Origin of the sequence: Psychromonas marina, assembly GCF_030161115.1 — a bacterium.
In the GTDB taxonomy this organism is placed as follows: Bacteria; Pseudomonadota; Gammaproteobacteria; order Enterobacterales; family Psychromonadaceae; genus Psychromonas; species Psychromonas marina.
The window spans coordinates 317387-340743 of the sequence record NZ_BSPQ01000002.1 but is presented as its reverse complement, the minus strand read 5'-3'; the positions used below and the strand labels follow the sequence as shown (position 1 = coordinate 340743).

The window sequence follows — 23357 nt, the reverse complement described above, 5'->3', positions numbered from 1 at the left end:
GTTACTGCTCCACCTTTAAACGTTCTACTAAACGGCTAAATCGTAAGGTTTTATCCTTCACTGCACGTGCCATCAATGCTAAATCGGTAAACAGTGTCAGCTGTTTTTTAGCGCGGGTAATGCCGGTATAAATAAGCTCACGTGTTACTACTGGTACATGGTTTTGTGGCAAGGCAAGTACGGTATGGTCAAACTCTGACCCCTGACTTTTATGTACGGTCATTGCATACACCGTTTCATGACTTGGTAAACGACTCGGCTGAAAATCATAAATCTCGCCATCTGCCATCTGAAAATAAACACGTAATTGATTGCTTTCATCCAATAAACACAACCCAATGTCACCGTTATACAAACCAAGGTGATAGTTGTTTTGCGTGATCATGACCGGACGTCCTACGTACCAACTGTTGGCTAACTGATCTCGATTAGCGCCAAGCTCAATCAGCCCAGCTTGATTTAACACCGTTTCAGCACGCTGATTTAAGCCCATTACCCCCCAGTCACCTTCACGAATAGCGCACAATATTTTAAACTGACTAAACTGTTTTAAAAGCTGTTTTGCCAGGTCACGGTTATCACTGTTAATCTGCTTAATGCTAGAGAGGTAATCAGAATACCCCTTCACAATCATCTCGCTTAATAAACCGTGACTGCTTTCGTTGTTGGCATAATGGCTGACATCATTGAACTTTTCACACAGCGCTAATACCTGTTTGCTGCTCGCTTTCCCCTGATTAATGGCAGCAGCTAAAAAGCCAATGCCCGAGTATTGATCAAAGCGATAACTCTTCCTTAATAAACAAAGTTTATCGGCCATGCCCGCATGTGTATTAACCTGCTTGAGCAAGCTATCAAAACCCGTTATTTCAACCAGTTGCTTGGCTTTTTGTAAACTGTATCCCGCGTTAATAAACGCACAAATATCTCCCAATACCGCCCCCGCTTCTACGGAAGCAAGTTGGTCTTTATCGCCAAGCAAAATCAAGCGGGCGTGTTCGGGTAGTGCCATTAATAATTTTGCCATCAAGGGTAGATCCACCATCGATGCTTCATCCACCAGCAACAGATCTAAATTAAGACGTTTCGTTTCATTAAAGCGGAAATGGTTACTGTTGACCTTCACGCCTAACAAACGGTGAATAGTACTCGCTTGGGTAGGTATTTTATCTTTAATCTCCTGCGTAACATCCAAATCATGCAGCGCATTGGTAATCGACTCGGTTAATCTGGCTGCAGCTTTACCCGTCGGGGCAACCATTTTGATATTAAGATCTTCTCGCACCTGAATTAACAGTGCTAATAGCTTAGTTACGGTTGTGGTTTTGCCCGTACCAGGACCACCTGATATAACGCACCGGGGACTGGTTAACGCTAACGCTGCACTCACTTTTTGCCAATCACAACGGCTAGATTGTGGAATAATCTGGTCGAGTTGAACGAGATCCTGTGCACTTTGTGCTGCTTGAAAACAACCTTCTATCGCGCCCCAATCGAGTTCATTGGGTGTAATAACATCTAAAAATTTTTCACAAAGTAGCGTTAAAGACTGATTTTTATCGTCCAGCCATGCGTTATAAATGTAATTATAATTTGTCGCAAACAGCTTATCTAACTCGCTTTTCACATCCCCGGTTATCAGTATCTGTGGTTGATGCAGTAACTTATCGGCAATCAGTTGCTCATATAGCGCATAACGACGTAGATATAACGCATCATATTCAAGGCTCAGTGGTGCTCTGATATCGTCATCTTTTATTGCCACACAGTTAGATGCGCTGAGTTGTGCATGGATCTCATGGCTATTTTGTAATAAACAGCTCAGTTCATAACGCTCGCAGAAATCTTGTAGATCGACCTCTGTTTTAATACATTTTTCATTAAGTTGTTTGGTGATCTCTTCAAGGGGTAAACAAATATGCCCGAGCCCTAAATATTCACTACAAAAAGCGGCGCTTAATAGGGTTAAATTATCTGCACCTAATTCACTAATAAACTCACTAAAATGGTAATCAATCGCACGTAGCAGTCCTAACGACGTCCAACTTTTTAACTCATCAAGCAAGCTTTTATTTGGCATTGTATTAGCTAACATCAGATAACCTCCCCATTAAACAATTTATCCAAGCCATCAATGAGGGCAAATGCGGGTTTATTAAAATAGACACCACAATGTTGATCGTCCTGCATACCGCGAATAAAGGTATAAAAGACACCACCAATATGCTGTTCGTAATCATAATTAACTAACCGCGAACGCAATAAACGGTGTAGCGCTAAGGTATACAATTGGTACTGAAAATCATAACGATGCTCGATCATCATATTTTCGATATTAGTTTGATTGTAATCACTGAGCTGATCACCTAAATGGTTAGATTTATAATCTAAGATGTAATATTTACCCTCAAACTCAAAGGTCAAATCGATAAATCCTTTCAGGTAACCTTGCACCGTTTGGAACTGCAATTCACCAGCACGCGCAGAAAGTGAATCATACTGTTTTAGTAGTTTATTGACCTTATAGGCTTGCAACGGTTTGATATCGAGAAAGAATTGCATCTCCACTTTTTTAGCTGCAGGTAACAAGCTACTTAAACTTAATCCATCGCTCAGTGGGAATGCTAATATCTGTTTAAACCAATGCGCTAACACTGGTGTCCAATGCTCAACATCATCATAAAGATGCTTACTGAGTTGCTCTTCAATAATGGCGTTGAGCAGACTTTCATCTTGCTCTTGCTCACCGGTTTGAAAGTCGATTAACTCAAACAGTAGATGTAAAAATGATCCGTGTTTTGCGCCTCGTGGGAAACTAAAAGGCGTTTTTTGTGCCTTTAACAATAATGCTTGTTCCAATTCTGCATCACTTGGCTGTTCTTTCGGAATCGTTGTTTGATGACTGCCAGTATGAAAACGAGATAATGATGAGTAACTGCTTATCCACCAGTTACGCTCAATATTGGCGGTAAAAGGAGTTGGAGGACAAAGCGTCACTTCATTCTGCTGCACAATATAGGGCTGTTCATTATAGTTAGGTAATGTACGCACCGAGATATTTGCAGTGCTTTTACACATGTTATCCAAATGATGATTTAACGCAGCACTATCACCGGCAAGTAAATCCTTTGATCTTTGTAGGCAGATATAACCCAGCGCACTTTTTGCCAAGGGGCTATTTTTAACTCGCCCAGTTTTGTAACTACCGATACCGATATAACAGCGATAAACACTGCGTGTTAGCCCTACGTATAAAAGGCGTAAATCTTCCGCTAGCTGCTCTTTTTCAGTCAGTTCAAAATGGGCTCGACTATTTTGTAGATCATAAAACAGTTTAAATTGCTGTTCTGGATCGTGATATAAACAATCACGCGGCTTTTGATGCAAACCGGTAAAAGGCATAAATACAATATCGTACTCAAGCCCTTTCGATTTATGTAACGTACTTACCTGAATCAGATCTTTTTCACTTTCAAGACGCTGCTTCTGTTCACTGTTATCACCATTGGCTTGATTAACTTGATCCGCAAACCAGCGCAATAACGCAAAGCCACCATCATGCTCGACACTATTTTTTTGTAATAACTCCGCAAGGTGCAGCAGATCTGTTAATAGACGCTCCCCTTTGCTGTCTTTTAGCAGTTTTTGATTGATTCCCTGCTCATTGAACAATTTATGTAGCATCACTAGCACACCACTTTTGTTCCATAGTGCTTGATAATCAAAAAACTGTGCTATTTTTTGCTCCCACAGCTTGGTATCAAAAAGTAGTTGGTGCACCTGCGTTGGGCTAAGGGCAAACAACTTACAACCAATGGCGCTGCGTAATAAACGTTCGTCCTCTGGATTCAAACATGCTTTTAAAATAAACAGTAGATCTTTAGCCAGTGGTGTCGCATAAACGCTCTCTTTTAAAGAGAGGTAAACACTATTGATATTTTCATCTAACAACGCTTTACGAATTAGGCTTGCCTCTTTACCAGTACGCACTAGTATTGCAATATCATTCGCACGGATCGCTTTTTGCTCTCCTTGGGTATTTTCGATATAAGCACTTCCCTGTTGTGCGAGCATTAGAAGGTTTTTAATCTCATTGACACAGGCAATCGTGATCGATTGCTTAAAGCCATCTGCATTTTCGCCCCCGACTGTATGAATAAATTGCATCGCTGTTTGGGTCGGATCATCAAAATTTTTGGTCACCAACTTTTTACGTTTGATATCTGGCGCTTTAACCGGCAAAAAGGGAATATCATCTTCATAAATAAACGGTGCAGGACAACATTCAAAGAAGCTATTCACCGCATTAATCATCTCTGGTGATGAACGGTAGTTAAAATCCAGACTGTAATGTGCACTTACGTTTTTACGCGCTTTCATATAGGTAAAAATATCGGCGCCACGGAAACTGTAGATAGCTTGTTTCGGATCCCCAATCATGAACAGCCCAGAGTCTTTAAGGGGGTCATTAGAGACTTCAGCATCATCCTCTAAAACTGATGAGTGCTGATAGATGGTTTGGAAGATGCGATACTGTATTGGGTCGGTATCTTGGAACTCATCAATCAATGCAATCGGATAACTTCCCTTTATCTGTTCCGCTAAATGATTCTCAGGCGAGACTTGCAGTGCATCATCAAGGCGGATAAGCAGATCATCAAAGCCGAGTAGGCTCTGGCTATTTTTATTTTTTTGTAAATTTTCACGCACCCATTCCGTCGCTTTCACTAAAATCGTATTTTTAATAGAAAGATCTAATTCAAGCACTCTCTCTATTTCACTAAAAATTGCATGGGTCGGCGTTGCACCCTTGGGTGTTTTCTCATCAAGGGTTTTCTGCGAGAACTTCACTAAATTTTTTGGCAGGTCTAAAGAGCTATCCGCTCTAAATGCCCAATCAGAGATCTCTTTAAGCCACTTTGGTAAATTTTTCTTGGTATAGCTGCGCTTCGACACATCGGAGTGGGTGATAATATCAAAATAATCACCTTCCGACTCAATCCAACTATTTTTCAATTTTTCAATAATCGTTAAGCTACTTTCATACTTCGCTTTAAAATCAAAATCATCAATGTTAGGAATGAACTGTAGATCATGACGCGATAACCAACTGCGTAACTCATTTTTAAGTTGCTCTGGATGCTGCCAATAACTGTAGATAAGTTCGGTTAATGGGGTTGAAAGATCATAAAAATGGCTACGCCAAAAATCATTGCTCGCTTGCATTAACAGGTGGCTATCATCTTCAAGCAAGCTTTGTTGAAACAGACAGCCCGACTCAAAAGCATTTTGCATCAGCATACGCTGACAAAAACCATGAATGGTATAGATAGCCGCTTCATCCATCTGCAGTTCTGCAAAACGTAATAGGCGAATATCAATTGCTAAATCATCACTCTGATCGATCAAGGCTTGAATAAAGCCATCACTACTTTTACCTACCATAAAGTCTAAACGTACCGTAATAATACGTTCACGAATACGGCTACGTAATTCAGCGGTAGCCGCCTCGGTAAAGGTTACTACTAATATTTTATCGACCGTTAATGGGCTCTGGTGACTATTTTCTTTACCGTGACCTAATAATAGGCGGATAAATAAACTCGCAATGGTATAGGTTTTCCCGGTACCCGCAGAGGCTTCAATTAAACGCATGCCATACAGCGGAAAGGTTAATGGGTCTAAAGATTGCGGCTTAATATTTATATTACTCGTTGTTGTATCGACCATTATTCCGCCTCACTGTATTCAATCGTGCTGATATTGCTAAAGATGGGTTTAAATACCTTAAAGGCGATTCCTTCAAATGCTAACCAATGATCCTCTAAATTATCGTAAACACGACTAATATAAGGATCACCACCCTCACTAAAACCACGGCTATTATCAAAGATATCCAGCGCAGCTTTTTGTGCTTCTGCACGCGTTTCAAAATCGATATCTTCTAAAATAAAACAGTCCGGCTGTTGTAGGTTAACGATGGTGCACCAAGCAAAACCACTTTGAATAAAGAAAGGTAACGGTTGTTGTAGACCTAACTCATACAATTCAATCAGCTCGCTTAAACGCAAGTAAGCATAATCGGACGGTACCTCTTGGAAATAGATACCGTTGCCCTGCCCAAGCAAGGTTGAGTTAAGATTTTCTGCATGGGTAATACAGTAACAAAGGTGTTCAAGCCACAGTGTTAATATCTCTTTACCCTTGATACCACCGGTTTTAATTCGCACTAAACCATTTTCGCAGTGATCCGTTAACTCACCCAATAGACGTTTTTCACCAAACTGCAGATCAACCGTGACCGTTGCCATTTCCCCTACAAAATAACCGGCAGTAATATCGGCAAGATCTAGCATCGATTGCAAATCACGATTAAAGACTAAGGGTGCAAATTCAGAAAGTGGCAGTTCGCCTGTTGCTTTGATTTCACTAAACAACCTTTCTAAAGATCGTCCTTCAAGCGCGACTTCAAACTGCTGCCCTTTCAAGTGATACTGTTGTAAGTTATCTAATGCGAAGGGTTCATCGTTATCTTGTTCACTATCATCGAGTTCAAAATAGATCTCTAAACGACGATTAAAAAAGGTTTTACAGGGATGTTTTAAAAACTGCTTAAGATGCAATAACTGCACTTCAAGAAGTGGCTCGGCAAGTGGTAATGCTTTTAACTTATCAGCATTCACATCCTCTTCACTGTTTTCTGTTTGTGCTTGTAGCGCTTGCCACCAAACGGGGTTATAAGTACTCACGTCACCTAAATAATAGCTTTCACTAAAACTTTGCATCGGATAAAAATGGCTGATGCTATTTAATAAACACTCACTGGCAAAGCCGCTGCTATCATCAACATTTTTAGCAAGTACAAAGCTTTGCTGACAATAATTAAGCAATTCCGAGACTAATACTGAGGCCATTTTTTCACTGTTATCGTTGATATCGCGACCAATATAACTGATATATAACTTATTTTGCGCAGAGAGCAATGCTTCTAAAAACAGATAACGATCCTCTTCACGACGAGAACGATCGCCACGTTTACGATGCCCTGCCATTAGGTCAAAGCCCATTGGTACGATATTACGCGGGTAAACACCGTCGTTCATGCCTAATAAACACACCACTTTAAAAGGAATTGAGCGCATCGGCATCAGTGTACAGAAATTCACTTGTCCCGCTAAAAAACGTTGGCTACTCGATTGTTCTGACAGGTGGTTTTCAAGAAACTCCAGTAACACGTATAACGAAATAGGTTCATCAAACTGTGCATCTAAGGTGCCGCTAACAAGGTTATCTACTTGCTCACGAATCAAATTGAACAGGGCATTATTATCATCATCCTCATGATAGAAGTCATCAACGAGCTGATAAATAAAGGTTTGCCACTGTGTTGCGTTATAGGTTTCTTTAAGGTTTTTCTCAAGGGTAACCAACGTATCGATAAAATCGATAAAACGCCCGAGTAGATCCCCTTGCAAGCCCTGCACATCATCATAGGGAGAAATACCGGCAAACAGGTCGTCACCCATCGCATAACCGAGCAACATTCTTTTGAGACCAAATAACCAGCTATTTTGAGATAACTTAGGCAGATCCCACTGTTCACTGCTGTGCTCATTTAACCCCCAACGAATACCACTTTCATTGATCCACTTTTGTAATAACACAAAATCATGTTGAGTCAGGTTAAAGCGCTGTAAAATCGCAGGCACTTCCAGTAGCGCTAAGACATCTTCGCGAGTATAGCGACTTTGGTTAAGGTTGAGTAGCTGTAAAAAGCTCACCAATATTGGGTTTTCTTGCTGTGCACTGACATCGGAGATAGTAAAAGGAATATAGCGACTCGAATGCTGACTAATCTCTCCACTGTACAATGCTTGATTAGCAAACACCGCCTGCACATAGGGTGCATATTGGTCGATATTCGGTACCATGATAATGATATCTTTCGGGGTCAATGCGCTATCTTCACTGAGCATCGCTAGCAAATTATCATGCAAGACTTCCACCTCTCGCATAATACTATGACTAAGGTGTAAGCTCAGCGATTGATCATTTTCATCCACCACAATGCGTTCGTTGGCAGTAAGGCTTAACGCTTTACTACTATCTTGCAGGTCTAAAATATCCGCTTGGATATGATGCAGGATGCTATCGCGATTAATATCCACAAACGCATCAATTTCATTCTGCTCTAGGCTATACAGTTGGAAAAGAAAGTCTCGCCCCATTTTTCCCATCGAAGCAAGCAACGGATTACCTACTTCACTAAGTTCATCTTCACTGAGTGCCCACTCTCGATGCGCTTCATCTTTTTGCCAACTTGAGTCTTTAAGCGTGGCGATTTTCCCCTGCTGCACCATCAGTTTTTGACGGTTTTGCGCAAAACGTTTCGCAAGCAGTTTCGGATCCACAATATCTGCCCAATAATACCGGCACGGGTTGCTCAATAAAAAATGTACATCACAATGTTTAGAAAGCCCGAGCAACGCTTGTAGGTAAGATTCTGGCAGTGCAGAGATACCAAACACAAAGATACGTTTGGGTAGATGAGTAAGCCGTTCAGCTTGCTCTAATTGCGTTAAAAAGGCTTTATATAAACCTGCACGATGATACGCTTTCCCTTGTTCACTAAAGTTAAGCTCAATTTTTTCACTTAATTTTTTCCACAGCTTCGCTTGCCAGCGCTGATCATCAATCCACAATGGCATCGACTCAGGGTTATCACTGTTCCAACTGCTCATCGCCTCGGTATTAACTTCATCCCAATTATCGATCCACTCTGGGCGGTATACTAAATATTGGTCAAAGATATCAGCTATTTTTTGACTCAGCTGAAAACGTTTTCGGCATTCATCATCATGCTCAAGGTAATGCTGTAATGCACTAAAGTCAGGATCAGATAAACACTCCGGCAATAACTGCATAATATGCCAAGTCATCGACATTTTATTAAAGGGGCTGCTCTCTGGCACATCCTGCAATATATGGATAAATTGTTGCCAAATAAAACTCGCAGGTAGTGGAAAATTGATATTAGCCGCAATCCCCGTGGAAGATGCAACTTCAAGCTGTAACCATTGTGCCATACCGGGGCTTTGTACCAATACCGTTTCATTATCAAAAGGGTTTTCAAGGGGAGATTGCTGCATCAAGGCAACAAGGAGATCTTTTAAAAGAGAAAGTTGATTGGAATGATAAACTTGAAACACAAGCACCTACCTTAAACAGAAAGTATTTGCTTTAGTATACAGAGGCTTAAATGAGGTGCTATAGATTGGTACTAATTTTTAACAAAAAAAACAGCGCAAAAGCGCTGTTTTTTTAGGAGTGATTGGTTTTAAAGCAATTAAAGATTAGCTTTTATCCGTTATCTTAAAGGCCTAGTTTAGCCAACTCATTCATCGCCACTTTACTTGGTAGTGGAATGTAACCATCTTTCTTAACAATCCCTTGTCCTTGCTCTGACAATACCATTCTTAAGAACTCAGCTTGCAGAGGAGAAAGTGGTTTGTTTGGGTGCTTGTTCACGTAAACGTATAGGAAACGTGATAATGGGTATTTACCCGAAATCGCATTTTCCATTGTCGCTTCAATGAATGGACCACCTTTCTTAGACAGCGCTACCGCTTTAACACCCGCTACTTTATAACCGATACCAGAGTAGCCGATTGAGTTCAGTGAAGAAGCAACCGATTGCACAACTGATGCTGAGCCAGGCTGCTCGTTTACACTATTTTTGTAATCGCCTTTACACAGTGCTTTTTTCTTAAAGTAACCGTAAGTACCCGATACTGAATTACGACCAAACAGTTGAATATCTCGACCAGCCCAGCCACCCGTTAATCCCAAATCAGCCCAACGTGTTGCGTTAATATCGTTACCACATTTTTGTGTTGCAGAGAAAATAGCATCAACTTGTTTGATGCTTAAGCCTTCAATTGGGTTATCTTTATTAACAAAAACAGCAAGTGCATCGATTGCGACGCGTACTGCTGTTGGTTTGTAACCGTAACGTTTTTCAAATGCTTCAATCTCTTTAGACTTCATTTTACGACTCATTGGGCCGAATTGAGACGTACCTTCTGTCAATGAAGGCGGCGCTGTTGATGAACCAGCAGCTTGAATTTGGATATTAATATTTGGGTAGTTTGTTTTAAACTCTTCTGCCCAGAATGTCATCATATTAGCCAGCGTGTCAGAGCCAACAGAAGATAGATTTCCCGAAATACCACTTACTTTCTCATAACTTGGTAGTGCCGCTGCTGAAGCAGAAGTAGCTACTGTAAATAACGATGCGCTAAGTGTCATAGCTGCTGCTAATGTTTTAAGTTTCATCTAAAACTCCCTGTAAAGTTTAAATTGATTGGTGTAATTCTTAGTCATTATTAAGTAAGAATGTGTTTTACTTTTTGGTGATGCGGCTAATATGCCCACCTTGTGTGACACTTTAATGACATCTGAAATTAAATCGAAAAAAAAGCCTGAAAGTTAACACTAACAGGCTTCAATAGCTCACAAGAGATGAAATAATCCTGAGATTATTTTTTAAAGCGGCGTATAAATAACATCGGCAATGCAAATAACCATAACCAGAATGAGGCTGCACCTTGGCGTTCGTAATCTTCATCGCTTGATTGCAACAGATCAGACTCCCAACAGTTTGGGCTATCCCCTGGTGTTGCAACGTCTAAATTACGCGTTAATTTAAAGGCCATTGGCACGGCACCAATTTTATTGTTGTAAGCTTCAGCATTTGCATACTCGAAACCTTCCGCCAATATCACATGATCGCCATTTTCATCACTATCGCTAATAACCGTTGCACTACGAATACGTATAAATGGAGAAGTTACCTCATCGTCTGCTTCCATACTACAGATCAGGTCGTTCAACAACCAAGCTTCATTGCTTTCATTGTTATACAAAAATGCACTTTGGCTACGAGCATTACCCTGATAAACAGGATCGTTTTGATCATAACCATCAACTTCACCAACCATTAAACCATCTTCATTCGCATCATAAATGCGGCTATTGGCACCACTTTTAGTGATGTAATGACTACCATTATCAAGGTACTGTTTGGTTGTCGCTACTTTTTTGTCTAACAGTGGAAATTTAACTGTATTAGTTTCATTATTATAAACAAAAAACTCAATCGGCTGGTTACGCCCTTTAACCGTATCGTATTCACGGTTACCGGTCACAATACCCGCTTCAGAGATGGTTAACGCCCAAGTGTTATAGATAGAATCCTCTTGATCATCGATACCGCTAACAGCAGCCGTTAACTCTGTTGGTTTTGTATAGTTACCCGCTTCGTCTGGCGTCATAATAATTGCACGCTGACGGGCACCTTCAGTGCCACGCCCATACTCAAAAGTCGATGCGCCAACAGCGATACCTGACTTATTCATATCAAAAGCATTGGCACTAAAGGTTAAACTGTTTCGATTGGTCTCGTTGTTTTCTAACCACGTAGTTGCTAATGCAAAATTAGTTGGCTCTGACGCTAAATCGCTTACATCCCAGGCCCAAGCTTGGGTATCAAAACCAGGACAATATACTAAGTCATTATAATTATAACGATAATCATCTTCATCACTGTTATAACAGTCATTAAAACGATCATCATCGTCATCAGGGTATGAACGACTTGACGCACCAATCACTAATGTTTTTTCAGTACCATCCGTGTAGGTTACCTGCTGTAGTTTATAGGCACTGCTAAAACCACCATTGCTAGTAAACTCTGGGACGAGCTCAATTGCATTACCATCATAGTCTTCAATATAAGCACGACGTACAAATTCACGTTCACCACCGATGTAAGGCGCTGACGTATAGCCCACAAGGTAACGTTGGTTGCCCATTGTGTCGATTTCATCACTTACATCCGTGATTTTAACATCACTACTCGCATCAGAGCCAAAAACAGTATCCCTAGCATCATCACTTAAATCTAATAACGTATTGGCAAACATGTAACGTTCATAACCCGATGAAGCATCCGCTTGTGCATTTCGCCATGCTTTGTAAGCATTGTAATAACTAAAGTCAGCAGCGCTTTCACTGCCTTCAAATTCAAGCTCACAAATATCATCATCATATTGGCAATCACGATTAAAGGTAAACGGTAAACCGATATCTATGTTACGTGAAATGGCCGCTCTGATTGAAGCGGTCGCAATAAAATTTCCATCATCAGACATTGCTACTGGGTAAGCGCCAACGCTTTCGTCAAGACCATTATCAACATCGATAGGCACAATATTGTAGTATGGTAGCCCCTCTGCCCAACTGCTATTAGCCAATAGCAATGCTAATGAAGCAGACACTAATGTGAGTTTAAATTTCATGTAAAGTTATTCTCCGTTTTGTAACTCTTCTAAATGTTCCCAACGCTCAAAAGCAACTTCTAATTTTTCTTCGGTTGTTGCAAGTTCAGCAAGGAATTGATCCGCATCTTTTTTATCTTTAGTGAAAAACTCAGGAGTATTAATCGCCTCCTGCAACTCTTCAACGCGCGCCTCTAATTGCTCAAGTTCTCTTGGCAATGCATCTAATTCCAACTGCATCTTATACGATAATTTTTTAGTTGGTTTTGATTTTGGCGCCGCTTTTTCTACTTTTGCTTTCTTGTCTTCTTTTTTCTCGATAACCGGTGCTTGTTCACTTTGCGCTTTATGACGTGCAGCATCGGTGAAGCCGCCTACAAATTGCTCAATGTTACCATTACCATCAAAGAACCAAGTATGTGTTACTGTATTATCAACAAAACTACGGTCATGGCTTACTAATAATAGTGTGCCTTTATAGTCAGCTAATAGCTCTTCTAACAGCTCTAGCGTTTCGACATCAAGATCATTGGTTGGTTCATCAAGAATCAATAAGTTATTAGGTTTTAAGAAGATTTTAGCCAATAACAGGCGATTCTTCTCACCACCAGAAAGTGCTTTAACGGGTGTTCTTGCACGCACAGGGTGGAATAAGAAGTCTTGCAGGTAACCTAAAACATGACGTTTAAGGCCATTCACTTCGACTTCCTGCTTACCTTCAGCAAGGTTATCCATCACTGATTTTTCAGGATCTAAGGTATCGCGGTATTGGTCAAAGTAAGCGACTTCTAACTTAGTACCACATTTCAACGTACCAGAATCAGGTTGAAGTTGGTCTAAGAACAGTTTTAAAACGGTACTCTTACCACAACCATTACGGCCAACAAATGCAATTTTATCACCACGCATGATCGTCGTTGAGAAATCTTTAACGATAGGTAAATCTTCATAACCGTAAGAAACGTTTTCAGCTTCAAAGATAATTTTGCCAGAGCGACTTGAAACATCGATATTGATTTTCGCTTTACCCTGAACATTTTGACGATCTGAACGTTCATTACGCAACGCTTTAAGGGCACGAACACGGCCTTCATTACGGGTACGACGCGCCTTGATACCTTGACGGATCCATTTTTCTTCAATCGCTAATTTACGGTCAAACTCAGCATTTTGTTCATCTTCAACACGTAATGCTTCCTCTTTAGCCTCAAGATACTCATCGTAACCACCAGGCCAAGAACTCAAATTACCACGGTCGATATCGATAATGCGCGTTGATAAACGGCGGATAAATTCCCTATCATGGCTGATAAAAACAATCGAACCTTTAAAGCTCAATAAAAATTGCTCAAGCCATTCAATAGTACCAACGTCCAAATGGTTAGTTGGTTCGTCTAGAAGTAGTAAATCAGGGTCATTCACTAACGCTTTTGCTAGCGCTACTTTACGTAACCAACCACCAGAAAGTTCATCAAGGTTAGTATCAGGAGAGATAGCTAAACGATCTAGAATTTGATTAATTTTACTGTCTAGCTGCCATCCATCAAGTTGGTCTAGCTTCTCTTGAAGTTTCGCTAATTTACCGAGTTCTTTTTCGCTGTAATCTGTTTCGATAACCACTAGTTGGTGATGATATGCTTTTAATACTTCACCGACGTTATCCATGCCCGAAGCAACAAAATCGTAAGCACTCATGGTATTGGCAGTCGGCGGATCTTGTTCTAAACGTGCCACTTTTACGTCAGTATTAATAAGTAACGTACCATCATCAAGCTGAATACGGCCATCTAATACTTTTAACAGTGTTGATTTACCCGCACCGTTGCGTCCCACTAAACAAACACGTTCATTGGGCTCAATCACTAAGTTAGTTTTATTTAATAATGGGTTGTCACCAAAGGCGAGCTCTGCATTATGTAAGGTAAGTAGTGCCATTAAATTCTCTTTTATAAGTAACCACTTAGGCCGCGGCGCTAAGCGTTACTATGTTTATTAATAAACACCTAATAGGATGGTAAGGAGCGCTCTTATTAGGATGTGAATTGCTGTAACTGTTGCAGTGAAAACGGCCAGTTCAGTGTTGAACCTGATGCGTTTTCTACAACGGGAATTGTGGTTGCGTATAGCGTCACTAACCTATCTTGTTCGATGATATCTACTTTTTGATAGGTTAGCTTGAGCTGTTCTAATAACTTGATAGCGTCATCACAAAGATGACAACCATCGGTATAATAGAAGGTAACGCAATTAGTCATGCTTAGTTAAAATCCAGCATTGGTGGATTTTGAAGTTACGTTTAAAGTCTTCAGGAATAGACGCTTTAGAGATATCTTTAACGTAAAAACCCAATGCTTTAATCGCTTCAAGGTCTAACTTAAAGTTACGTTTATTATTTGAGAAGATGATTTCACCACCGTCATTTAAACGTTCACTTGCCGAGGTTAATAGTGCAACGTGATCATCTTGAACATCAAATACATCACTCATACGTTTAGAGTTTGAGAATGTAGGTGGATCGATGAAGATTAGGTCATACGTTTCATGGGCATGTTGTAACCATTTAATACAATCTTGCTGGATGAACTGATGTGCACCTTTAATGTTATTTTCAGCGAAGTTTTGCTCACCCCATGCAAGGTAAGTGTTTGACATATCAACACTTGTTGTTGATTTAGCCCCACCTAACGCAGCATGTACTGACGCAGTTGCTGTGTAACAGAATAGGTTTAAGAAATCTTTACCCTTAGCCATGGTACCAATTTTAAGGCGCACTGGACGGTGGTCTAAAAATAGGCCTGTATCTAGGTAATCTTGCAGGTTAACAATGATTTTTGCAGGCCCTTCGTGCATGATAAGTGACTGTTTTTTAGCATCCATACGCTCATATTGCTTACGTCCTTTTTGACGCTCACGCACTTTGATGACTAACTTGTCATCAGAAAGATTTAGCATGTAACGTACCGTAGAAACGACGTCTAAGAAACGGCGACGTGTTTTAGCTAGCTCAATCTCTTTTGGTGCGCGGTACTCTTGAATAATCACGTATTCACCGTAACGGTCAATCGCCACGTTATATTCTGGTAAATCTGCATCGTACATACGGTAACATTCTACGTTTTCACGTTGCGCCCATTTTTCTAATTTTTTAAGATTTTTAGTTAAACGGTTTGCAAATGCTTCTGAGTAGATAGCTGGTTTAATCTGCTGAACTTCTTTAAATACAATTTCAGATTCAGACTCTTGTGCCATCTCAAAACTTTCTTTAGGCTCAAGTTCTGCTTCATCACCACGACCCATTGTCCAAGGATTGATACTTTCAACAGCTTGGCTCTCTGTTTCGCTACTTTTGTGGTCGTGTTTGTTACTGTATTTACTGTTAATATCACCGTAAATATCAGTAGTACTTTGTTTGCTTTCAATTTGTTTTTCGTTTTGTTTTTCAACCACAGGCGCAACAACACCTTGAGCATTGCGTTTTGGTGAAATACGGTAGTTTTTAAGAACACACTCGATTGGACCATTGAAGAACTTGAAGCTTTTACCAGCACGCATACCTAAACAGCTTAATAGCTCAGTATCCATCGCAAACATCGATAGATTCCAGCCAGCAAATGCATCTTTAAAGTGTGCACCTAATTCAGTGTATAGCGTAATCGTGTCACTGAAACCACCTAAACGTTCACCGTAAGGAGGATTTGAAATTAACATCCCCGTTTCTAACTCTTCTGGTGGTAGAATTTTTTTCGCATCTTGCACAGAGAATTCAATCAGCTCAGCAACACCTGCACGTTGTGCATTTTGCTTAGCGATACGAATCATCTCTTGGCTTAAATCAGACGCATAGAATTTTGTATCACAATCTTGAACAGCACGACGGCCGTATACTTGTGCTGATGTTTTCAGTGTTTTCCAACACTCTTCATCATGCATTTTCCATTTTTCAAAACCAAAAGTAGGACGTAATGAACCTGGTGCAATATTCAATGACATCATAGCCGCTTCAATAATCACCGTACCTGAACCACACATTGGATCCATTAATGGTTCACCTTTCCAACCACTACGCTTGATGATACCCGCTGCTAATGTTTCACGTAACGGTGCTTCACCAGCAATCGTACGGTAACCACGGATATTTAGCGGTGCGCCAGAAAGATCTAAATAAATAGAAGCTTTATCTTTCCATAAACGACCATTAAAACGAATATCAGCATCACGCTTTTCAACATTAGGACGCTGTTCATCAAACTTTTTACGGAATCTATCAACAATCGCATCTTTAATTTTTAACGCACCAAACTGCGTATTACGAATTTCATCGTTGCTACCCGAGAAGTCGATTGAGAACGTGCTATTAATATCAAAGTGATCTTCCCATTTGATGTTGCTACAACCTAAGTAAAGATCTAAAGGCGTTAACACCTTGAATTCACTTAATTTAAGCAAAACACGTGATGCAAAACGAGACCATAAACAAACTTTATAGCCTTGCTCTAGTGAACCATTGAAGCTAACGCCACCGGTGATTTGTTTGGGTTCTTCAATTCCCATTTCTCTTAGTTCAACCTCAAGTAACGGGGCTAAACCTTTCGCGGTAGGGATAAAATAACTTTGCATTGTTTGCATAAATGGTTCTCTGGGATTGTATGAAAATAGTAGAAAATAAAACGTCCTGCATTATACGCTTTAAAAACAAAAAAACACGGTAAAAACCGTGTTTTTCATTTAAGCACGATTTAATCGCTAAGCAGAGATGATCTCGCTTAACATCAATACGCCATGGCCTTTACCGCCCGCGGCCCATAATCCATTCGCGCCGAGCTGATAACTGCCAGAAAGATCAAAATGTAACCAGTTTTTTTCCGGGGTTTTCACAAACTTAGCAAGGAACGCTGTAGCCGTTGAAGCACCAGCCATACCTTCACCACTTGAAATATTTGCAACATCAGCAAAAGAGGAGCTAATTTGTTCTAAATGAAACGCTTCAAAAGGTAAGCGCCATAGTTTTTCATTCTGCGTAGCAGCACTGTCGCTAGCTAATTGCGCAAACTGATCATCCATGGTTAATACACAGTTATAATCACGCCCTACCGCCATTTTAGCAGCACCGGTTAACGTTGCAGCATCAATGATGCGCACAGGATTATCATCCTGTGCCGCAATAAGCCCATCGGCCATCACTAAGCGTCCCTCTGCATCGCTGTTTAATATCTCTGCCGTTACACCGTTTTTATAGGTGATCACATCACCTAATTTAAACGCATTGCCACTCACTAAGTTTTCAGCACAACACAGGTAAAGCTTGATACGTTTTGGTAGACCATTAACGATAGAAAGTGCTAACGCACCGGCAAGTGTCGCAGCGCCGCCCATGTCACTTTTCATGATCGACATGCCAGCACTCGGTTTTAAACTATAACCGCCAGAATCAAAGGTGATCCCTTTACCAATCAATGCATATTCCACCAAAGCGTTTTTATCACCGGTTGGATTATAATCTAACTGTAACATCGCACCCGGACGTACACTGCCGCGCCCTACTTGATAGATACCATGAAATTGATGTTCTAGTAGCTCATCACCAGCGATAATTTTATAACTAAGGTGGGCTTTATCAGCAACCACATTATCAATTAAATCCGCTGACTTTTGACATAAATCCTGTGGAGAAAGTGCCTCTGGTCCAAGGTTGATGGTATTACGTACCCATTCCACAATCTGTTTACGCAGAGTCAATGTTTGTAATTCTTGATCAGCCAATTCAGTACCAAAATCAATATTAGCGCCTTTTTTAGCGTTAAATAATCCTTGGCTAAATGCCCAACGTAAATCGCAATCCCAATGCTCGCCCTGCAGTTTAATCTCTGGCAGTGACATACCATCTAGTTTACGTGCTGCTGTTTGGACCTGTGAGAATAACGCTTTGTCTTTATTGAGATGAATAACAGCATGGCCTTCTGAAAAACTTAATAATGCATTCTCACCCCATGTTGGTGACGCGCGTTCAAAACTCAGTGATACTAAAAAATTGTGGCTCATTTTTATTCCTTTTTTAAAACAAAAACGCAAACCAAAGGCCTGCGTTTATTTAACTTATTTACTAGCGATATTAGATCTCATCGATCCAGCATTGTTGAATCGCTTCTAGGATTCGTTCGCTGCAATGCGCTGGATCATCGCTAAATTCATCTAACGCTAACACCCAATCACGCAGGTCTGTGAAACGCACCTGTTGCGGATCTTGTAGCGGATATTTGTCGATTAATGCTAATGCTATCTCTAAAGAGTCTACCCATTGTATGGTCATATTGTTCTCCTTATCGCCTGCAACTAATGAGATGAATTTCCCTGTTATGGTCGGTAACTCACCATTGACTAACACGTTATTATTAAACGCTAACTATGCAATAATGGCAAGGGGTTATATTGAGCAGATGAGTTGCGAGATACAGGCTACGAGTTATGAGTTAGGAACATTGATATCGCAGTAACAAGATGAAAAAACGGAGCCGTTAAGCTCCGAAGTGTTTATTTGATAATGCGATGAATTAATTAAGCACGGTATAACCGCGACCAACAAGGCAGTTGTGCATTACACTATGCTGCTCATTACTATACTGTGCATTAGCATTACGCTTCTCTGCACCATGTCTTAGTAGGCCACTAACAATACCAACTCCAGCACCTATCTTTGCACCTTTCGAACCACTGCCGCCACTGATAGCACCACCAGCAGCACCAATTACCGCACCTTTCGCTGTTGAGCTAACCATATCCTGCCCAACAGAGTTGGTTTCGCCATACTGTACCTGTTGCGAAAGTTGTTGGCATTCGTACATATCAGCATGATATTTTTGCATATCGAGGTTTTGGGTATCAACGATGACGTTGGCAAAACTGGCACTTGAAAAAGCCACTAATAGCATTGAAATCGTGGTCGATTTGATGATGTTCATTTTGTTACCTTTTGCGGTTTAGATGTTTATGCGCAGAAGTATACGGGGCAGCCTGTCATTATCGATATCGCATATGACGCATGGAATCCTACAAGTAGGTATTTATATCAACCTAACTCAATACTTGGTCATATTAGTATAAGGAGATGTTAAGGGAGCTATATTCGTAGTTCAGCTTATACAATAGAAGATGTTTTATTATTCATTCATTTACAGCGTTTAATACGGTCAATTATGCTCAATCACAGACAGAATAAGTTTGACCAACTAACCACAATACAGATGTAACAAACTTCAGCGAAATAGGCACAATAAATTCCTTGGTAAAATTGAAAACTCTCTCCTCAAAAAACTTCACAACTATATCTATTACATTGATACAATAGGCAAAATGGCTTATTCAGCTACTTATCTTAAGGCACCCCATCGTGACGTTTAAATTTAATATCAAGAGCATCTTACTCGCTTGCCTCGTTATCAGTATTGGACAACTGAGCATGGGGCTTGTGATGCCAGCATTGCCTTGGATTGCAAAAGATTTTGCAATTAGCGTAGAGGAAGCACAGTTACTGGTCGGGGTTTACCTGCTTGGTTTTGGTCCTTCACAGTTTCTGTATGGTCCAATTTCAGATTCATTAGGTAGAAAACGCGTACTATTGGTCGGGCTGCTGATTGCCATTTGTGGTTTATTGACCATTATATTACAAGCAGATTCCTTTCAAGGTATGGTGCTGGGACGGTTTTTACAGGGGTTAGGTACAGGCTGTTGTGCGGTGCTTGCTCGGGCTACTGTACGCGATAAATTTAGTGGTAGCGAACTGCCAATGGCATTGTCATATATCATGATGGTGGCTTCCATTACACCTTTAATCGCGCCGATCATTGGTGGTTTTATTAACGTCTATTTTGGCTGGCAAATGGTGTTTATCTCGTTACTCGCCTATGTGCTGATTGCGTTCTGTGTGCTGCTTTTAAAGTTTAAAGAAACAGTCACGGAATATAAGCCAATCCCCTCTCCTAAAAAGATGCTCACACAGTATGCACAATTACTTCGTTCAAGATATTTTATCAGTTTCGCGAGTATCAGTTGGCTTAACTTTAGCTTAATGATCACCTCCGTTTCATTGATGCCATTTATCATGCAAGACCAGATAGGAATGGAATCCGATGAATATGCATTATGGGCATTAATCCCCGCCTTAGGTCTATTATGTGGCGCGACAATATGTAACCGTTTCAGAGTAAAAATCGGGAATAAAAAAATGCTGCTTTGCACACCATTTTTACACCTGATCTCGGCATTGTGGTTATTCTTTTGTCCCGTTGAGCCGCTTTATTTAATGCTAGGTGTGTTTTGGATGATCGTCGGTAACGGTATCGCACTGCCTTGCTCTCAGTCTCTGGTGATGCAACCCTACAAAGAAAATGCAGGAGCTGCGGCTGCGATGTCGGGTGGTGGTCAAATGATCGTTTCTGCTATCGTTAGTATGGGGTTAATGCAGCTTGGATTAGCCCAAGCTTGGCACCTTTCTGGTGTTATCTTACTATTTTCGGGCATTACCCTAATGAATATTATTCGCGGCTTTAACTGCCCAGAATTACAAGAAAACTAATAAGCGCTCACTTGATATCCGTTAAAAAATCAATCAGCGTTGTCGGCTCAGCACAGGGATTAGCTTGACGAACTACTGCGTAAAAACAAAAAAACACCATAAAACGTTTACAAGATAAACGCCCTATAGTGCTTTTTAAAAGCATTAACCGCTAAAGATTAATGATTTTCTGACACGATATTAACCGTATATTTTGGAATCTCGATAACCAGATCTTCATCTTTCACGCAGGCTTGGCAACCAAGGCGTGAATCAGGTTCAAGACCCCATGCTTTATCAAGCATATCGTCTTCAAGTTCGTCACTCTCTTCAAGGGAATCAAAACCTTCACGCACAATCACATGACAAGTTGTACAAGCACATGATTTTTCACAGGCGTGTTCAATATGGATATGGTTCTCTAGCGCGAGATCTAACACCGTATCGCCCTCTTTCGCTTCAACAACAAGACCCTCTGGGCATAACTCTTCATGAGGTAAAAATATTACTTTTGGCATTCCAATAACCTTTATAATTTAACTTTTAATTTTATGTGTGGCGACAAAACAGATGCTCAGGCCAACACCTGACTATTTATATTGTATCAACCGATTGCCCTGTTAAAGCGGCTTTAATCGATGCATCCATTCTTAATGATGCATAATGATCAGTTAACTTATCAATCGCTTTTAACGCTTCTTTAATCGCAGCAACATCTGTACCTTGACCAATTTTAGCTAACACGTCGATATTGTCTTTAATCACTTGGAACTCACCATCATCAAGAAGTTGATGACCATCTTTTTCAAGTGCCCCTTCAAGGTTTTCAATCACACGTTTAACTTCAACCTGTTGCTCGATCAACATACGCGCGTCGATATCTTGTTGTGCAAAGGTTTGCGAAGCACTTAACATCTCCATCACCTGTGCATCGCTTAAACCGTAAGAGGGTTTAACTTCAATATTAGCTTGTACACCCGATGATTTTTCCATCGCAGTCACACTCAATAAGCCATCGGCATCTACTTGGAAGGTCACACGAATATGTGCAGCCCCAGCCGCCATTGGTGGAATATCAGTTAATACAAAACGTGCTAACGAACGACAATCTTTAACTTGCTCACGCTCACCCTGTAAAACATGGATCAACATCGCTGTTTGACCATCTTTGAAGGTCGTAAACTCTTGCGCGCGCGCCACCGGGATAGTGGTATTACGCGGAATAACCTTTTCCACTAGCTCGCCCATGGTTTCAAGGCCAAGTGAAAGTGGTAAAACATCCAGCAATAACATTTCAGAATCTGGTTTATTACCAACTAAAATATCGGCTTGAATAGATGCACCAATAGCCACTACTTTATCAGGATCAATCGATGTTAATACTTCACGTTTAAAGAATTCACTGACCTTTTCACGCACTAATGGTACACGTGTAGAGCCACCGACCATCACGACCTGTACAATTTCATCTAACGAAATTTGCGCATCTTTGACGGCACGTTTACACGCACGTAATGTTTTTTTAACTAACTTTTCAATCAAACGTTCAAAGCTAGCTTTAGTTAAAGTAAGCGCGACTTCAATCGTCGTTAGGTTAATATCGACTTGTTCTTGCGCACTTAACTGTTGTTTCGCGGCGCGAGCTACTTGTAATAACTCTTGCTGAAGTTCTGGGCTTAATTCACCACTGATATTGGCTTCAGATTTGATCCATTCAACAATCGTATGGTCAAAATCATCACCGCCAAGTGCCGAATCACCACCGGTTGCTAATACTTCAAATACGCCTTTATGTAAGCGTAAAACCGAGATATCAAAAGTACCACCGCCTAAATCATAAACGGCAATCACGCCCTCTTGACCAGAATCTAATCCGTAAGCAATCGCAGCAGCTGTAGGCTCGTTTAATAGACGTAATACATGCAAGCCAGCTAAGCGCGCAGCATCTTTAGTGCCTTGGCGTTGAGCATCATCAAAATAAGCAGGTACGGTAATGACCACACCATCAAGCTCACCTTTTAAACTCTCTGTTGCACGCTGTTTAAGTGTTTTTAAAATTTCGCTCGAAGCCTGCACCGCATTAATCACACCACTGCGCGTTACAATTTGTGCAAGGCCACTTTCGTGCGCACTAAACTGATAAGCCGTGTGGGTTTGATCAAGTTCAGCCAAAGATTTACCAATTAATCGTTTAACTGATACCAGGGTATTAAGCGGATCAGTAATCAATTTTTGTTGTGCTGCGAGACCAGTCAATATTTGATTGTCTTCACCGTAATGAATGACCGAGGGCAGCATATCTTGATCATTTTCATCAACTAATGCACTTGCAACACCACTACGTACGGTTGCTACCAGTGAGTTAGTGGTGCCTAAATCGATACCAACAGCGAGTTTATGCTGATGTGGTGCAGCCGATAATCCCGGCTCTGCAATTTGAAGTAATGCCATAACAATTATAACCTTAAATT

14 protein-coding genes are annotated in these 23357 nt (G+C 40.7%); 1 reads left to right on the top strand and 13 read right to left on the bottom strand.

What is annotated here, in order from left to right:
* Position 1: 1 nt before the first annotated feature.
* The 11 genes from recD to QQK09_RS05605 all read right to left on the bottom strand — a co-directional run bounded on the left by recD (position 2) and on the right by QQK09_RS05605 (position 19294).
* The gene (recD, locus tag QQK09_RS05655) at positions 2 to 2095 is read right to left on the bottom strand and encodes an exodeoxyribonuclease V subunit alpha (RefSeq protein ID WP_284203138.1); all 2094 of its coding nucleotides are present in this window, start codon (positions 2093 to 2095) and stop codon (positions 2 to 4) included.
* Positions 2095 to 5730, bottom strand: coding sequence for an exodeoxyribonuclease V subunit beta (recB, locus tag QQK09_RS05650; RefSeq protein ID WP_284203137.1), 3636 nt, complete (start codon positions 5728 to 5730; stop codon positions 2095 to 2097). The genes recD and recB overlap by 1 nt, the downstream gene beginning before the upstream one ends.
* Positions 5730 to 9209 (bottom strand): exodeoxyribonuclease V subunit gamma, encoded by a 3480-nt coding sequence (gene recC / locus QQK09_RS05645; protein WP_284203136.1) that lies wholly within the window; start codon positions 9207 to 9209, stop codon positions 5730 to 5732. The genes recB and recC overlap by 1 nt, the downstream gene beginning before the upstream one ends.
* A 163-nt stretch (positions 9210 to 9372) precedes the next feature.
* Positions 9373 to 10335: a PstS family phosphate ABC transporter substrate-binding protein gene (locus QQK09_RS05640; protein WP_284203134.1), complete on the bottom strand. Its 963-nt coding sequence runs from the start codon at positions 10333 to 10335 to the stop codon at positions 9373 to 9375.
* Positions 10336 to 10538: 203 nt separating this feature from the next.
* Positions 10539 to 12359 (bottom strand): DUF3466 family protein, encoded by a 1821-nt coding sequence (locus QQK09_RS05635; protein ID WP_284203132.1) that lies wholly within the window; start codon positions 12357 to 12359, stop codon positions 10539 to 10541.
* A gap of 6 nt (positions 12360 to 12365) precedes the next feature.
* Positions 12366 to 14273, bottom strand: coding sequence for an ATP-binding cassette ATPase Uup (uup, locus tag QQK09_RS05630; protein WP_284203130.1), 1908 nt, complete (start codon positions 14271 to 14273; stop codon positions 12366 to 12368).
* A 95-nt stretch (positions 14274 to 14368) separates the two neighbouring features.
* A complete protein-coding gene (locus tag QQK09_RS05625) occupies positions 14369 to 14593 on the bottom strand; it encodes a glutaredoxin family protein (RefSeq protein ID WP_284203129.1) in 225 nt (74 codons plus the stop codon).
* A complete protein-coding gene (gene rlmKL, locus QQK09_RS05620) occupies positions 14586 to 16955 on the bottom strand; it encodes a bifunctional 23S rRNA (guanine(2069)-N(7))-methyltransferase RlmK/23S rRNA (guanine(2445)-N(2))-methyltransferase RlmL (RefSeq protein WP_431312581.1) in 2370 nt (789 codons plus the stop codon). The genes QQK09_RS05625 and rlmKL overlap by 8 nt, the downstream gene beginning before the upstream one ends.
* Positions 16956 to 17081: 126 nt before the next feature.
* Entirely contained in the window at positions 17082 to 18377 is a 1296-nt protein-coding gene (gene pepB / locus QQK09_RS05615) for an aminopeptidase PepB (RefSeq protein ID WP_284203127.1), read from the bottom strand.
* 70 nt (positions 18378 to 18447) lie between these two features.
* Complete coding sequence (gene iscX, locus QQK09_RS05610; protein ID WP_284203126.1) at positions 18448 to 18645, bottom strand: Fe-S cluster assembly protein IscX; 198 nt, start codon at positions 18643 to 18645, stop codon at positions 18448 to 18450.
* Positions 18646 to 18886: 241 nt separating this feature from the next.
* A complete protein-coding gene (locus tag QQK09_RS05605; protein WP_284203125.1) occupies positions 18887 to 19294 on the bottom strand; it encodes a glycine zipper family protein in 408 nt (135 codons plus the stop codon).
* Between the two features lie 428 nt (positions 19295 to 19722).
* On the opposite strand from QQK09_RS05605, the gene QQK09_RS05600 reads away from it, so the two are divergent.
* On the top strand, positions 19723 to 20907 hold the full coding sequence (locus QQK09_RS05600) for a multidrug effflux MFS transporter (RefSeq protein ID WP_284203124.1): 1185 nt from the start codon (positions 19723 to 19725) through the stop codon (positions 20905 to 20907).
* Positions 20908 to 21065: 158 nt separating this feature from the next.
* On the opposite strand, the gene fdx is transcribed toward QQK09_RS05600, so the two are convergent.
* Entirely contained in the window at positions 21066 to 21404 is a 339-nt protein-coding gene (fdx, locus tag QQK09_RS05595) for an ISC system 2Fe-2S type ferredoxin (RefSeq protein ID WP_284203123.1), read from the bottom strand.
* A gap of 76 nt (positions 21405 to 21480) precedes the next feature.
* A complete protein-coding gene (gene hscA / locus QQK09_RS05590) occupies positions 21481 to 23337 on the bottom strand; it encodes a Fe-S protein assembly chaperone HscA (RefSeq protein WP_284203122.1) in 1857 nt (618 codons plus the stop codon).
* Positions 23338 to 23357 lie beyond the last annotated feature (20 nt).

Coding starts and splice junctions, on each gene's coding strand:
- fdx (WP_284203123.1), bottom strand. CDS start 21,404: ATGCCAAAAGTAATATTTTTACCTCATGAAGAGTTATGCCCAGAGGGT.
- QQK09_RS05605 (WP_284203125.1), bottom strand. CDS start 19,294: ATGAACATCATCAAATCGACCACGATTTCAATGCTATTAGTGGCTTTT.
- rlmKL (WP_431312581.1), bottom strand. CDS start 16,955: ATGCAAAGTTATTTTATCCCTACCGCGAAAGGTTTAGCCCCGTTACTT.
- recD (WP_284203138.1), bottom strand. CDS start 2,095: ATGTTAGCTAATACAATGCCAAATAAAAGCTTGCTTGATGAGTTAAAA.
- QQK09_RS05640 (WP_284203134.1), bottom strand. CDS start 10,335: ATGAAACTTAAAACATTAGCAGCAGCTATGACACTTAGCGCATCGTTA.
- uup (WP_284203130.1), bottom strand. CDS start 14,273: ATGGCACTACTTACCTTACATAATGCAGAGCTCGCCTTTGGTGACAAC.
- pepB (WP_284203127.1), bottom strand. CDS start 18,377: ATGAGCCACAATTTTTTAGTATCACTGAGTTTTGAACGCGCGTCACCA.
- hscA (WP_284203122.1), bottom strand. CDS start 23,337: ATGGCATTACTTCAAATTGCAGAGCCGGGATTATCGGCTGCACCACAT.
- recB (WP_284203137.1), bottom strand. CDS start 5,730: ATGGTCGATACAACAACGAGTAATATAAATATTAAGCCGCAATCTTTA.
- QQK09_RS05625 (WP_284203129.1), bottom strand. CDS start 14,593: ATGACTAATTGCGTTACCTTCTATTATACCGATGGTTGTCATCTTTGT.
- iscX (WP_284203126.1), bottom strand. CDS start 18,645: ATGACCATACAATGGGTAGACTCTTTAGAGATAGCATTAGCATTAATC.
- QQK09_RS05635 (WP_284203132.1), bottom strand. CDS start 12,359: ATGAAATTTAAACTCACATTAGTGTCTGCTTCATTAGCATTGCTATTG.